This window comes from Micromonospora sp. IBHARD004 (genome assembly GCF_052814115.1).
This window is the reverse complement of sequence record NZ_CP199934.1, coordinates 300,757-313,984: the sequence shown is the minus strand read 5'-3', so window position 1 is coordinate 313,984 and position 13,228 is coordinate 300,757. Positions and strand designations below refer to the sequence as shown.

Here is a 13,228-nt window from a genome sequence, read left to right as displayed (position 1 = left end):
GAAGCTTCTTGATCGACACGGCGAAGTGGGGCGCCAGGGCGGTGGGTGGGGGGTCAGAGGCCGCCGGGGAGGCGGCCGGGGGCCAGGCGCTGGTGCGGGTCGAGGTGTGCCTTGGCGGCGCGGAGGCGGGGCAGCGTGGGCAGTTCGCCCCAGAGGTCGACCACCCGGCGGACCGGGGCCGGCGCGGCCACCACGACGCAGCGGCCCTGCCGGGCGAGCAGCACCCCGCGCACCGCGGCGAGGATCGACGCCACCCGGTCGGGCGGCAGGGACCCGGGCAGCGCGGCGTGCACCGTGCCGACCCCGGCCGAGCCGCGCACCGGCACCGGGGTGCCGGCCGCGTCGCGCAGCGCGTACACCGCCGCGTGCAGGTCGTTGATGGGCACCTCGATCCGCAACGCAGTGTCGCCCGGGCCGAACGGGTAGTGCCCCCACCACTCCGGCGCGGCGTGGCCGACGACGGTCTCCCCGCCGAGCACGGCGACCAGGCGGTCAGCCCGCTCGGCGACGTCGGCCGGGCCGCCCTCCAGCAGCACCACCAGGCTGCCCGCCGCGGCCGGCCCCCCGGCGCGCCGGGCCACCGAGGGATGGTCGGGCCGGTGAAGGACCGACGGGTGGTCGGGGTGGACCCGGCGGCGGGGCAGCGGCACCGGCACGGGCAGGTCCAGCTCGACGGCCGCCGGGTCGAGCCGGGCGGCCAGGATCGCGCGGACGAGGTCGTGCACCTCCAGCGGGGTCCAGACCGGCCGGGTCACCCAGACCCGGCTGGCCGGGACGGCCTGCACCCGCATGGTCGCCGAGACCAGCACGCCCAGCCCGCCCTGCGAGCCGCAGAGCAGCCGGGCCACGTCCAGCCCCGGCACCTGCCCCGCGCCGAGCAGCGCCGCCGCGCCGCCGCTCGCCGGCCCGGCCCGGCCCGGCGGCGCGGTGCCGGCCGCACCCAGACTGACCAGCTCGCCGTCGGCGTCCAGGTAACGGACCCCGACCAGCTGGGCGCACGGACTGCCGTGCCGGTGCCGCAGCGGGCCGGCCTCGTCGGCCGCGAGCACCCCGCCCAGGGTCGCCCCCGGCGAGGGCGCGTCGATCGGCAGCCGCTGGCCGGTGCGGTCCAGGGTCGCCTGGACCGCCCGCAGCGGAGTGCCCGCGCCGATCTCGGCGACCGGCGAGCCCTGCGGCTCGTGCCAGATCCCGGCGAGCCGGCCGGTGTCGAGCATGATGTCGACCTGCGCCGGGGCGGCACCCCAGTCGATCTTGGTGCCCGCGCCGCGCGGCACGACGGTGAGCTGGTGCGCGGCGGCCAGCCGCAGCACCTCGGCGGCGGCGTGCGAGCCGCCCGGCACCGCCACCCAGCGGGCCGCCCGGCCGGCCACCTCGTCGGCCGGCCCGGCGAAGCGGGCGAAGGGCAGGCCGCAGATCTCCGTCAGCCGATGGGTGATCTCGAGGGCTCCGGACCGACCGGTCGAACGCGCTGCTGCCGCCATGCCGGTATCGTACATGTGTTCGAACACCGATGGCGGAGAAATCCGCGTCCCGACGGATGAGCTGCGGAAACGCGTTTGGTCGTCCGGCAGCTCACCGTCGAACGGGCAGACACCCCCACGTCAGACCGACCCGTCCTCCGGTGGACCCGCTCGGCTCACCGCGACGGCAGGCCCCGGTCCGCAGGCCAGGTCGCGGCGGTGATCTCGATCTCGATCAGCGCATCCGGCAGAAACAGGCGGCTCACCTCCACCGTCGTGCTCGCCGGAGGCGGCGCGGCCGCGAAGTACCGACGGCGGACGGCGCCGTAGCCGGGCAGGTCGTCGAGATCGGTCATGAACGTGCGGATGTGCAGCACGTCCTCGAAGCCGGCGCCGTGCGCGGCGAGGATCCCGCGGATGATCTCGAAGATCCGCTCGGACTGCACGGTGATGTCGCCTCGACCGACCACCTGGCCGGCGTCGTCGACGGCGACCTGCCCGGAGAGCACGAGCAGTGCGCCGCCACCCAGGTCGAGGCGCGCGACGTGAGCGAAGCGATCACCGAACGGGGCGGCGACGGTGGCGGGATTGTCGAGCGTCAGTTCCATGAGTGCTCCTTGGTGACGAGGACACCGATGTCGGCGGTCGGATCGACGGTGCCGCGCAGCCCCTGCGCGGCCGCCCGAGCGACCGGGGCGGGCTTCCGGCCCAGCTCGACGAGGGCGAGATCGAGGTCCTTGGCGGCGAGCGCGACGGAGAACGAGGCGCCCGTTGCGGTGGCCCGCCGGACGGCGCCGGCCAACGCGCTGGAGGCGAGCACGTCCAGGGCGTCGGCCAGGTCGACGCCGACCGCGCGGGCGACGGCGACCGTGTCGGCGAGTCCGGTGATCGCCGTGACCAGCGCCGTGTTGAGGACCAACTTCATTGCGGCACCGCAACCAGTCACGCCACAGTGACGCACCGTGCCGAGCGTCCGCAGGACCGGCGCGACGCGCTCGACGGTCCGGGCAGCGCCGCCGGCGAGCACGAGAAGGTGTCCGGCTTCCGCTGCGGCCACACTGCCGCCGACCGGGGCGTCGACGAGCTCGACACCCTCGGGCAGACGCCCTGCCAGGTCGCGGACCGCCGTCGGGCCGATTGTGGACATCTCAACCAGACAGGCCTCCGGGGTCAGCGCGGACACCGCGCCCCCGGGACCGAACAGGACCGCGTTCACGGCAGTCGCGTCGGCCAGCATCGTGATCACGATCTCGGCGTCACGAACGGCGTCGGCAGGGGACGTGGCCATTCGGGCGCCGGCCTGAACTGCCGGGCCGGCCCGCGACGTGGTGCGGTTCCATACGGACACCCGGTAACCGACGGCGAGCAGACGCAGGGCGATCGACGAGCCCATGCGGCCGGTGCCGAGAACGGCGATCTTCGTCATGGTGCCAACACTAGGCAGCAAGGCGAGATGCTACCAACGAATGTTTCGGGGAGCTGCCATGCGTGCTATGCATGCCTTGAGCTAGCGTTCCCGGAGTGCAGATGCAGGCGTTGGAGGTCTTCCGGACCGTGGCCAGACATGGATCGATCACCGCCGCGGCCCGCGAACTCCGCTACACCCAGTCGGCAATCTCCCGGCAGATCGCGGCCATCGAGGCGGACCTCGGCGTCGTCCTGTTCGACCGGCTCCCCCGCGGGGTGGCACTGACGCAGGAGGGACGCTGCCTGCTGCCACACGTCGACGCGATGCTCGACCGGCTCACCACCGCGGAACGCGAACTCGACGCGCTCCGCGGGTTGGGCGGCGGGCGGGTCCGCGTGGGCGCGTTCCCGACCGCGGTCGCGGCCCTGGTGCCCCGCGCCCTGGCCGCGTTCCGGGCCCGACATCCGGAGGTGACACTGTCGCTGGTCGAGGGCTTGACGCCGGTCCTCCTGGAGCGGCTGCACGTCGGTGACGCCGACCTGGCCGTGGTGAGCGCGTCACCCGACCGGCCGCTGGACGGCAGTCGGTTCGCCCTGCACCACCTGCTCGACGAGGCCCTCCTGGTCGCCGTCCCCCGGGACCACCCGCTGGCCGGACGCACCACCGTGCGCCTGGCCGAACTCGCCGAGGATTCCTTCATCACCGGATCGGCCGACGACGAGGACAGGCTGATGCGCGCCACCATGCCCACCGGCTTCCAACCCCGGACCGACATCGTCGCGGCCGACTGGACCGGCAAATTGGGCTGCGTCGCCGCCGGCCTCGGGGTCGCATTCGTACCGGCGCTCGCCATCCGCGCGGCCCCGGCCGACCTGGCCCTGCTCCGGCTACACCCCGACGACGCCCCGGTGCGACGGGTGTACGCCGCCACCGTCGCGGGACGCACCCGTCCACCAGCTGTCAGCCGGATGCTCGCCGAACTGTCGGCGGCGGCCGCCGAGCTGTGAACCGGACCGGAGACCGGATCGTGGGAAGCCGGCAGGCGATCCCGGTGACTCCCGGCGCGATCCGCACCGGCCCGCGTACCGGTAAATCTGGCTGGCCGGGCCGGTAACGTGACCGCCGTGACCACCGAGACCCCCGTACCCGTCGCCAAGCGCGTCCCGACCGAGCGCACCCACCACGGCGACACCGTCGTCGACGAGTACGCCTGGCTCGCCGCCAAGGACGACCCGGAGACGATCGCCCACCTGACCGCGGAGAACGCGTACACGGCGGCGCGCACCGCGCACCTGGAGGCGCTGCGCGCGGAGCTGTTCGAGGAGACCCGCCGCCGCACCCAGGAGACCGACCTGTCGGTGCCGACCCGCAAGGACGGGTACTGGTACTACAGCCGCACCGTCGAGGGGCAGCAGTACGGCGTGCACTGCCGCCGGGCCGTCCGCGACGGCGAGACCGCGCCCCCGATCAGCGCCGACGGCGCCCCGCTGGACGGCGAGGAGGTGCTGCTCGACGGCAACCAGCTCGCCGAGGGGCACGACTTCTTCTCGCTCGGCGCGTTCGACGTCAGCCCGGACGGCCGCTGGCTGGCGTACTCGACGGACTTCACCGGCGACGAGCGGTTCACCCTGCGGGTCAAGGACCTCACCACCGGCGAGGTGCTCGCCGACGAGGTGCCCGACACCTTCTACGGCACCGCCTGGTCCACCGACGCCTCCACGCTCTTCTACGTCACCGTCGACGAGGCGTGGCGGCCGAACCGGGTCTGGCGGCACACCGTCGGCACCGCGTCGGGCGAGGACGTGGTGGTCCACCAGGAGGACGACGAGCGGTTCTGGGTCGGCGTCGAGCTGACCCGCTCCGAGCGGTTCGTGGTCATCGACATCCACAGCAAGATCACCAGCGAGGTACGGGTGATCCCGGCGACCAACCCCACGGGCGAGCCGGCGATCATCGCGCCCCGCCGGCAGGGCGTCGAGTACGCGGTGGAGCACCACGGGCACCGGTTCCTGATCCTGCACAACGACGGCGCGGAGGACTTCGCGCTGGCGTTCACCTCGGCGGACGCGCCCGGCGGCTGGACGCCGCTGATCGAGCACTCCCCGGGCACCCGGCTGGAGTCGGTCGACGCGTTCGAGAACCACCTGGTCGTCTCGCTGCGCACCAGCGGCCTGACCGGGCTGCGGGTGCTGCCGGTCGGCGGCGCCGACGCGTACGACATCGACTTCCCCGAGCCGATCTACAGCGTCGGGCTGGACGCCAACCCGGAGTACCGCACCAGCGCGGTGCGGCTGCGCTACACCTCGCTGGTCACCCCCGACTCGGTCTACGACTACGACCTGGTCACCCGGCAGATGGTGCTGCGCAAGCAGAAGCCGGTGCGGCCCGGGCCGGACGGCCGGCCGTACGACCCGGCCGACTACGAGCAGCATCGGGACTGGGCGCTCGCCGACGACGGCACCCGGGTGCCGATCTCGCTGGTCTGCCGGAAGGGCACCCCGCGCGACGGCTCCGCCCCCGCCGTCATCTACGGCTACGGGTCGTACGAGGCGAGCATGGACCCGTGGTTCTCCATCGCCCGGCTGTCCCTGCTCGACCGGGGCGTGATCTTCGCGGTGGCGCACATCCGCGGCGGCGGCGAGCTGGGCCGGCGCTGGTACGACCAGGGCAAGCTGCTGGCCAAGAAGAACACCTTCACCGACTTCGTGGCCTGCGCCCGGCACCTGGTCAAGGCCGGCTGGACGGCGAGCGACCGGCTGGTCGCCCGCGGCGCGTCGGCCGGCGGCCTGCTGATGGGCGCGGTGGCCAACCTGGCTCCGGACGCGTTCACCGGCATCGTGGCGCAGGTGCCCTTCGTGGACGCGCTCACCTCGATCCTCGACCCGTCGCTGCCGCTGACCGTCACCGAGTGGGAGGAGTGGGGCAACCCGCTCGACGACCCCCAGGTGTACGCGTACATGAAGTCGTACACCCCGTACGAGAACGTGGCCCCGGTCGACTACCCGGCGATCCTCGCGGTGACCAGCCTCAACGACACCCGGGTGCTCTACCACGAGCCGGCGAAGTGGATCGCCCGGCTGCGGGCGGTGGCACCGCAGGGCGACTACCTGCTCAAGACGGAGATGGGCGCCGGTCACGGCGGCCCCAGCGGCCGGTACGACGCCTGGCGGGAGGAGGCGTTCATCAACGCCTGGATCCTGGACCGCCTCGGCCGGGCCTGAGTCCGACGGGAGGGGCCCGCACGGGCCCCTCCACCGGTCAGGCCAGGGCCGACGCGAGCACCGCCGGGTCGACGTTGCCGCCGGTGACCACCGCGACCGTACGTCCGGACGGCAGCTCGTCACGGCGGAAGAGGCGCGCGGCGACCGCCACCGCGCCACTCGGCTCGACCACCAGCCGGGCCTCGCGGCCCAGGCGGCCCATCGCCGACCGGATCTCCTCCTCGGTCACCGTGACGATGCCGTCCAACCGCTCACGCAGATGGGCGAGGGTCAGCTCCGACAGGTGGGTACGCAGACCGTCCGCGCTGCTCCGGTAGGTGCGCTCGACCTCCCAGACCACCACCTCGCCGACGGCGAGCGAATCCCGGGCGTCCGCGGCGAGCTCCGGCTCCACCCCGATCACCGCGGTCGACGGGCGGAGCGCCTTCACCGCCGTGGCCACCCCCGAGGACAGCCCGCCGCCGCCGACCGGGACCAGCACCACGTCCACGTCCGGCAGGTCCGCGAGGATCTCCAGCCCGACGGTGCCCTGCCCGGCGATGATCCGCCGGTCGTCGAAGGGCGGCACCAGCGCGGCCCCGGTGTCGGCGGCGATCCGTTCCGCCTCGGCGAGCCGGCGGGTCGGCGGCACCAGCACAACCTCGGCGCCGAGGGCCCGGATACGGTCCACCTTGACCGGCGGCGCTCCCTCCGGGACGACCACCGTGCAGGGGATGCCCGCGGCCCGCGCCGCGTACGCGAGCGCCTGGCCGTGGTTGCCGGACGAGTGGGTCACCACGCCCCGGGGCCGGGTCGCCGGGTCGAGCCGGGCCACCGCGTGGGTCGCCCCGCGCAGCTTGAACGACCCCACGGGTTGCAGGCTCTCCGGCTTGAGCCACAGCTCGCCGTCCCACGGGGTCGGCAGCAGCGGCGTACGCACCACCGTCCCGGCGATGTCGTCGGCGGCGGCCCGGACGTCGTCGAGCGAAACAAGATCCATCACCCCATCCTGCCCGACCGACTCACCTCCGTCGTCCCCGTCTCGCGCGAAGATCGCGCGCACCTAGACTGCCCGAGTGACCGGGGCCGCGCGGTGAGCGCCGAGGAGGTGCCGACCGGAGTGGACGTACCGCCGAGAGCGGGCGCGGCCCGGCGCGGGACGGCCTGGGTGATCCTCGGCGTGGTCGCCGCCGCCCTGCTGATCTGCTGCTGCTCCGCCGTGGTCGGCCTGGCACTCTCCTGGTCCGTCGGGCTCTTCGGCAACCAGCCCGGCTGACGTCGCCGCCCGGCGGCCGGGTCAAGTCGTCCGCAGCTCCTCTACCGCCGTGCTGGACCGCAGGAAGAGCAGGCCGACCCCGACGGTCATCAGCACCGCGGCCAGGCCGCCCGCACCATAGAGGGCGAGCAGGTCGACCGGTATGTGCACCGCCCGCTCGACCGCCGGGACCACGATCTCGCGGGTGTGCTGCGCCGCCGTCACCGGGTTGTCGCACACCTCTGGACCGGCATCGCAGACGCCGTACGACGACGTGCCGCTCTCGGCCGTACGGCCGAAGACGCCAAGGACCAGCAGCGTGCCCACGGTCAGCGCGGTCAGGATCGCCGGCACCGCCGGCGCCACGGCCTGCCAGGCGATGGACCGCCCGAGCACGGCCCGCGGCACCCCGGTCGCCACCAGCGCGGCGTACGCCCGGCGACGACTGACGACGCTCTCGCTGAGCGCGACGAGCAGCCCGAGGGCCGCGATCACCAGGGCGACCACCACCGAGGTGTGCACAAGATCCATGGTCCGCAGGTAGAAGTCCTCCTGCTCGGCGAGTGGCACGTGCGGCTGCCCGACCAGGTCGTCGAACCGTCGCTGGCCCTCTTCGTAAGCGGCATTCCGCGCCTCGAACGAGGCAGTCATGCCGGCTGCCCCCGCACCGAAGATCAGCGCAGCGAGGAGCGCGGCGAAGGTCCGGCTGCCCGCCCACGGATCGGCCATGAGCCGGCGCGCGGCCAGCAGGGTGGCCGGTCGCCGGGCGTGCCGGTGCAGCAGGCGGCCCGTGGTGTGCGAGATCCAGCCGGTGCCGGTGACCACCCCGATCATGGCGAGCAGGCCACCGCCGACCAGCAGCGTCGGCAGCAGCCAGATCGGGGGCTCGCTGTGTCGCCGCTCGTACCAGAGCAGCACCGGCCGGAAGGCCGCAAAGGCGGCCAGACCCATGATGATCAGCAGGCCGGGCAAGGGCCAGGGGGCTCGGTTCCGCACCCTCCGCACCACGCCGAACGGGGTGGTGGTGACCCGGCGGAGCATCAGCGCGGTGGCCAGCGCGGCGACCACTGGCAGCCCGAGCACCACCGCAACCGTCCCGACGGCCGAGGGATAGACGTCGGTGGGCAGCGGGAGGTGGCCGTCGGCGTCCGGCCGGTGCAGCAGCCGGTGGCCGGCCAGGTACACCGCGAGACCGGCCAGGGTGCCGAACAGGCTGGCGAGCCCGGTCTCCGCCATCGCGATCCGGGTGACCTGGCCGGGGGTGGCCCCGGCCAGCCGCAGCGCGGCCAGCCGCCGGTCCCGGGCCGGGGCGCCGAGCCGGGCGCACTGGCCGGCCAGCGCCAGCACCGGGATAGTGAGCAGCAGCAGCGCGAACGCGGTGCCGCCGCGGAGGCCGGGCTCGCGCAGCAGTGCATTGCTGTACTGCTCGGACTGGGTCCACGCGTCACCGGGCGGCTTGCGGATGGCCAGCACGGTCAGCGCGGCCATGCCGGTGAGCGTGGCCAGGGCGGCGCTCAGCGCGGTCAGCGCCACCCGGGCGGCGTCGGTGCGGGTACCGGCCAGGGCAAGGCGGGACAGGGTGTACGGCCTCACCGGTGGCCGCCCGCGAGCGGCGCGTCCAGCCCCAGGCCGGTGTGGTCGACCCGGCCGTCCCGGAGCACCACCTCCCGGTCGGCGTACGCGGCGATCCGCGGCTCGTGGGTGACCAGCACGACGGTGGTGCGCTGCTCGCGGGCGAGCCGGACCAGCTGGGTGAGCACCTGCTCGCCGGCGAGCGTGTCCAGCGCACCGGTCGGCTCGTCCGCGAAGAGCACCCGGGGCTCGGTGACCAGCGCCCGGGCGGTGGCGCAGCGCTGCTGCTGGCCGCCGGACATCTCGCCCGGCCGGACGTCGGCGACCTCGGCCACCCCCAGCCGCTCCAGCCAGGTCAGCGCCGCCGTCCGCGCCTCCCGCCGCCCCGTGCCAGCGAGCAGCAGCGGAAGGGCGACGTTCTCCGCCGCGGTCAGCTCGGCGACGAGCTGGCCGAACTGGAAGAGCACCCCGAACTCCGTGCGGCGCAGCCGGGACCGGGCCGCCTCGGACCAGGTGTCGATCCGCGCGCCGCGCCAGGTGACCTCGCCCGCGTCGGGGCGCAGGATGCCGGCTAGGCAGTGCAGCAGGGTGGACTTGCCGCAGCCGCTCGGGCCGGTCACCGCCACGATCTCCCCCTCGGCGACGTCGAGGGTCACCCCGCCCAGCGCGGGCGTCCTGCCGTACGCCTTGACCACGCCGCGAGCTTCCAGGTGTGTCACGAGTGCACCTCCCGGTGCCAGTCGGCGACCCGGTCCAGGGTGGTGTGCAGCCACCGCAGGTCGGCGTCGAGGTGAGCGATGGCGAAGTCGGCCGCGACGACGTCGTCCAGGGTGGCCGAGGGTGCGGTCTTGACCGCGGTCAGCTCGCGCAGCCGTGCGGTGTGCGCCCGGCGCTGGGCGGTCAGGTACGCCCGGGCCCGGTCGACGTCGGCGGCCAGGAGCGCGACGACCACCTTGGCGAAGAGCGTGCTGGCCACGTACGGCAGGGGTGGCTCGACGGTGCTGAGCCAATGCTCCAGCGCGGCCCGCCCCTCGTCGGTGAGCGCGTACGCGGTGCGGTCCGGACCGCCGTCGCGCTCCTGCCCGGCGGGCACCACCAGCCCGTCGCGCTCGAGGCGGGCGAGGGTGGCGTAGACCTGCCCGAAGGCGAGCGGCCGGGCCCGGGGCAGCCGCGCGTCGTGGGCCCGCTTCAGCTCGTACCCGTGCCGCGCCCCGCCCGCCAGCAACCCCAGCAGAACGTGCTGTGTGGACACCCCGCCACTATTCACTCAACGAATAGCGCCGTCAATCCCCTCCCGCGCGATCTTGCAGTTGGTGCCCGGACATAGCGGGCATGTGCCGCGTAACGCGGGCCCGAAGTGCAAGATCGCGGAGAGCGGGGGTCAGGGGTGCCAGGTGGGGTTGCGGCCGGTGCGGGCCAGGAGGCGGTCCAGGGGGGTGGCGTGGGGGGTGGTGGGGCGGGGTTCGGCGAAGGCACCCATCTGCTGGCCGGTGTCGCCCATCCGGTCCATGAAGCCGTGCAGCGCGGCGAGGACCTCCGGCTCGACGTCCAGGCGCTGGCCGGTGGCCCGGGCGAGGTCCCAGGCGTGCACCGTCAGGTCGGTCAGGGCCATCTCGCCGACCGTCTCCTGCGGCAGGCCCATGCCGGGCGAGACGCCCTCCAGCGCGGCCGGGTCGGCCCACGCCTCGATCAGCCGCCCGGTCTCCGCCGCGAACCGGTCCCGCCAGCCCTCGGTCAGGTGGTCGGTCTTCGCCGACCAGTCCACCTCCCGTCGCCGCGCGAGCGCCTGGAAGTTGACCACCACGTCGTACAGGTGGTTGAGCAGGTCGCGCACCGCGTAGTCGGGGCACGGGGTGGGCCGGGAGAGCTGGTCGTCGGAGATGCCGCGGACCACCGCCACCGTCCGGGGTGCGGCGGCGGCCAGCAACTCACTAGTCTTCGTGCTCATAGGGCCAGCGTATGAAGGCGGTCTTGAAGAAATGCGACAGCGAGCGCGGCGGGACAGTCGGGGCATCCTCGACCCCGGCCGGCTGCTCCGACAGGTCCGCTTCCGCCGCCGGCTGCCCGACCCGGCGCTGCACCCGTACGTCGAGCACTACTGGCTCATCGACTGGGAGCTGACCGAGCCCTTCGAACAGCGGGTGGTGCCGCACCCGGCGGTCAACGTGGTCTTCCACGGCCAGGAAGACGGCCCGGAGACCGCCGAGGTGGCCGGCCCCGCCAACGAGCTCTTCGCCATCACCCTGCACGGCGCCGGCCGGGCCAGCGGCGTCCAGTTCCGGCCGGGCGGCTTCCGGCCCTTCTGGCGGCGTCCGGTCGCCGAGCTGACCGGCGAGCGTCGGCCGCTCGCCGCCGTCGGCCTCCCCACCGACGGCCCGGTCTGCCCCGGCACCGACGACGACCGGTGTCGGCGGCTGGACGCGCTGCTCACCGGCTGGGCGCCCGGGCCCGACCCGCTGGCCGCCGAGGCGACCGCGCTGGTCGAGGAGATCCGCGCCGACCGGGGCATCCTGCGGGTGGACGACTTCGCCCGGCGGCACGGCGTCTCCACCCGACGGCTCCAGCGGCTCTTCCTCGACCACGTCGGCGTCGGTCCGAAGTGGGTGATCCGGCGGTACCGGCTCCAGGAGGCGATCGAGCAGGCCGCCGGCGGGCCGCTCGACTGGGCCGGGCTCGCCACCGACCTCGGCTACGCCGACCAGGCCCACCTGGTCCGCGAGTTCACCGCCGTCACCGGCGTCTCCCCCGCCGCGTACGCCCGCTCCCTGAGCTGACCGGGCTGGCGCGGGCGGTCAGCGGCGGCGGACGGCGACCACGGCGACGTCGTCGTTGATCTCCGGCGGGGCCAGCTCGACCAGGAGCCGCTGGCAGAACTGGTCCAGGTCGTCGTCCACCCGGGCGGCGACCGCGCCCAGCGCGGCCATCCCCTCGTCGATGGTGGCGTCCCGCCGCTCGATCAGGCCGTCGGTGTAGAGGAGCAGCGTCGCGCCGGCCGGCAGCACGAACTCCAGGTCCGGCGGACGGGGCGCGCGGACCCCGAGCAGCGGGGCGGACTGCTCGACGAACTCCACCCGGCCGTCCATGCTGATCAGCGCCGGCAGGTGCCCCGCGCTGGCCAGCCGGATCAGGCCGCTCCCCGGGTGCAGCAGCAGCAAGCAGATGGTGGCCAGCTCGTTCGGCAGCAGGGTGAGCATCAGCTCGTTGACCCGGTCCAGGATCACCCCCGGCTGGTGCCCCTCCACCGCGTACGCCCGCACCGCGTGCCGCAGCTCGGCCATCACGGTCGCGGCGTGCAGCGAGTGGCCGGCGACGTCACCGATCGCCACCAGCAGGTGCCCGTCGAGCATCACCAGCTCGTAGAAGTCGCCGCCCACCTCGGTCTGGGCGCTGGCCGGCTCGTACCGGACCGCCAGGTCCAGGCCGGCGACCTCGGGCAGCCGGCGGGGCAGCAGGCTGCGCTGGAGGGTGACCGCGATCCGGTGCTCCTCGTCGAAGGAGCGCTGCGCCTCCACCGCCGAGGCGACCGCCTGGGCGAGCTGCACCAGCACCGGCGTCCGTACGGTCTGGGTCGCGGTCGGCACCACCACGTAGAGCGGGGCCCGGTCCTCGCGCAGCTTGGCGGCGGCCACGGTGACCGTGTCGCCGGCCGGCCAGTCGATCCGACCCCATGCGGCGGGCTCGTCGACCCGGACCGTGGTGCCGATCGGCACCCCGGTGTCGTCGACCATCCACGGGACGATGCGCGGCTCGGCGTCCGGCCCGGCCACCACGCCCGCCAGGCAGTCACCGTCGAAGGTCTCCGCGACCACGGCCGCCGGGCTCTTGAAGATCTGCGCCGCGCCGGCCGCCGCCGCCTCCAGCAGCCCGACGAAGTTCGGGGCGGCGTGCATCTGCACCGTGGCGTCGGCGAGCGCGGCCAGCCGCTCGGCGAGCAGCTCGGCCCGCTGCCGCGCCTGGTAGTAGCGGAGCACCGCGTGCGCGGTGGCCGCCAGCTCCTCCGGCTCGATCGGCTCCGCCAGGTAGGCGTCGGCGCCCCGGGTCAGCCCCTGCGCCCGGTCCACCACGTCGACCGCGTGCGCGGAGACGTGGATGACCGGCATCGCCGGGTGACGGTCCTTGATCCGTTCGCAGACCTCGAAGCCGCTCAGGTCCGGCAGCCGGACGTCGAGCACCACCAGGTCCACCCGGTCGGTCTCCACCCGGGCCAGCGCCTCAGCGCCGTTCTCCGCCTCGATCGTCGCGAACCCGGCCCGGGTCAGCCAGCTGACCAGCAAGTAGCGCTTGGCACGACTGTCGTCGACCACCAGCACGGTCGCCGCGCCGCCCTCCACCG

Annotated in this window: 13 protein-coding genes; 4 read left to right on the top strand and 9 right to left on the bottom strand. The window is 74.4% G+C overall.

The window, feature by feature from the left end:
• Nucleotides 1-53 precede the first annotated feature (53 nt).
• The 3 genes from ACTWO6_RS01525 to ACTWO6_RS01515 form a co-directional block, all read right to left on the bottom strand.
• Complete coding sequence (locus tag ACTWO6_RS01525; protein WP_446217838.1) at nt 54-1,481, bottom strand: FAD-binding oxidoreductase; 1,428 nt, start codon at nt 1,479-1,481, stop codon at nt 54-56.
• A gap of 155 nt (nt 1,482-1,636) precedes the next feature.
• On the bottom strand, nt 1,637-2,068 hold the full coding sequence (locus ACTWO6_RS01520; protein ID WP_446217837.1) for a RidA family protein: 432 nt from the start codon (nt 2,066-2,068) through the stop codon (nt 1,637-1,639).
• On the bottom strand, nt 2,059-2,886 hold the full coding sequence (locus ACTWO6_RS01515) for an NAD(P)-dependent oxidoreductase (RefSeq protein ID WP_446217836.1): 828 nt from the start codon (nt 2,884-2,886) through the stop codon (nt 2,059-2,061). The genes ACTWO6_RS01520 and ACTWO6_RS01515 overlap by 10 nt, the downstream gene beginning before the upstream one ends.
• A gap of 101 nt (nt 2,887-2,987) precedes the next feature.
• On the opposite strand from ACTWO6_RS01515, the gene ACTWO6_RS01510 reads away from it, so the two are divergent.
• Together ACTWO6_RS01510 and ACTWO6_RS01505 are read left to right on the top strand one after the other, a co-directional pair.
• Nucleotides 2,988-3,875: a LysR family transcriptional regulator gene (locus ACTWO6_RS01510; protein WP_446220524.1), complete on the top strand. Its 888-nt coding sequence runs from the start codon at nt 2,988-2,990 to the stop codon at nt 3,873-3,875.
• Nucleotides 3,876-3,992: 117 nt separating this feature from the next.
• On the top strand, nt 3,993-6,089 hold the full coding sequence (locus ACTWO6_RS01505) for a S9 family peptidase (protein WP_446217835.1): 2,097 nt from the start codon (nt 3,993-3,995) through the stop codon (nt 6,087-6,089).
• 37 nt (nt 6,090-6,126) lie between these two features.
• On the opposite strand, the gene ACTWO6_RS01500 is transcribed toward ACTWO6_RS01505, so the two are convergent.
• The gene (locus ACTWO6_RS01500; protein ID WP_446217834.1) at nt 6,127-7,068 is read right to left on the bottom strand and encodes a threonine ammonia-lyase; all 942 of its coding nucleotides are present in this window, start codon (nt 7,066-7,068) and stop codon (nt 6,127-6,129) included.
• Nucleotides 7,069-7,161: 93 nt separating this feature from the next.
• Here ACTWO6_RS01500 and ACTWO6_RS01495 point away from each other — a divergent pair, with 93 nt between their 5' ends.
• Nucleotides 7,162-7,344 carry a hypothetical protein gene (locus tag ACTWO6_RS01495; protein ID WP_446217833.1) on the top strand — a complete coding sequence of 61 codons (183 nt, stop codon included), beginning with the start codon at nt 7,162-7,164 and terminating at the stop codon, nt 7,342-7,344.
• A 21-nt stretch (nt 7,345-7,365) separates the two neighbouring features.
• Here ACTWO6_RS01495 and ACTWO6_RS01490 read toward each other — a convergent pair whose 3' ends face one another.
• The 4 genes from ACTWO6_RS01490 to ACTWO6_RS01475 form a co-directional block, all read right to left on the bottom strand.
• Entirely contained in the window at nt 7,366-8,916 is a 1,551-nt protein-coding gene (locus tag ACTWO6_RS01490; protein WP_446217832.1) for an FtsX-like permease family protein, read from the bottom strand.
• Nucleotides 8,913-9,614 (bottom strand): ABC transporter ATP-binding protein, encoded by a 702-nt coding sequence (locus ACTWO6_RS01485; RefSeq protein ID WP_446217831.1) that lies wholly within the window; start codon nt 9,612-9,614, stop codon nt 8,913-8,915. Before ACTWO6_RS01485 ends, ACTWO6_RS01490 begins: the two co-directional genes overlap by 4 nt.
• Nucleotides 9,611-10,147: a PadR family transcriptional regulator gene (locus tag ACTWO6_RS01480; RefSeq protein ID WP_446217829.1), complete on the bottom strand. Its 537-nt coding sequence runs from the start codon at nt 10,145-10,147 to the stop codon at nt 9,611-9,613. Before ACTWO6_RS01480 ends, ACTWO6_RS01485 begins: the two co-directional genes overlap by 4 nt.
• Nucleotides 10,148-10,276: 129 nt before the next feature.
• Nucleotides 10,277-10,843, bottom strand: coding sequence for a TIGR03086 family metal-binding protein (locus tag ACTWO6_RS01475; RefSeq protein WP_446217828.1), 567 nt, complete (start codon nt 10,841-10,843; stop codon nt 10,277-10,279).
• 31 nt (nt 10,844-10,874) lie between these two features.
• Here ACTWO6_RS01475 and ACTWO6_RS01470 point away from each other — a divergent pair, with 31 nt between their 5' ends.
• Nucleotides 10,875-11,669 (top strand): AraC family transcriptional regulator, encoded by a 795-nt coding sequence (locus ACTWO6_RS01470; protein WP_446217827.1) that lies wholly within the window; start codon nt 10,875-10,877, stop codon nt 11,667-11,669.
• A gap of 18 nt (nt 11,670-11,687) precedes the next feature.
• On the opposite strand, the gene ACTWO6_RS01465 is transcribed toward ACTWO6_RS01470, so the two are convergent.
• Nucleotides 11,688-13,226 (bottom strand): SpoIIE family protein phosphatase, encoded by a 1,539-nt coding sequence (locus tag ACTWO6_RS01465; RefSeq protein WP_446220523.1) that lies wholly within the window; start codon nt 13,224-13,226, stop codon nt 11,688-11,690.
• Nucleotides 13,227-13,228: the final 2 nt, after the last annotated feature.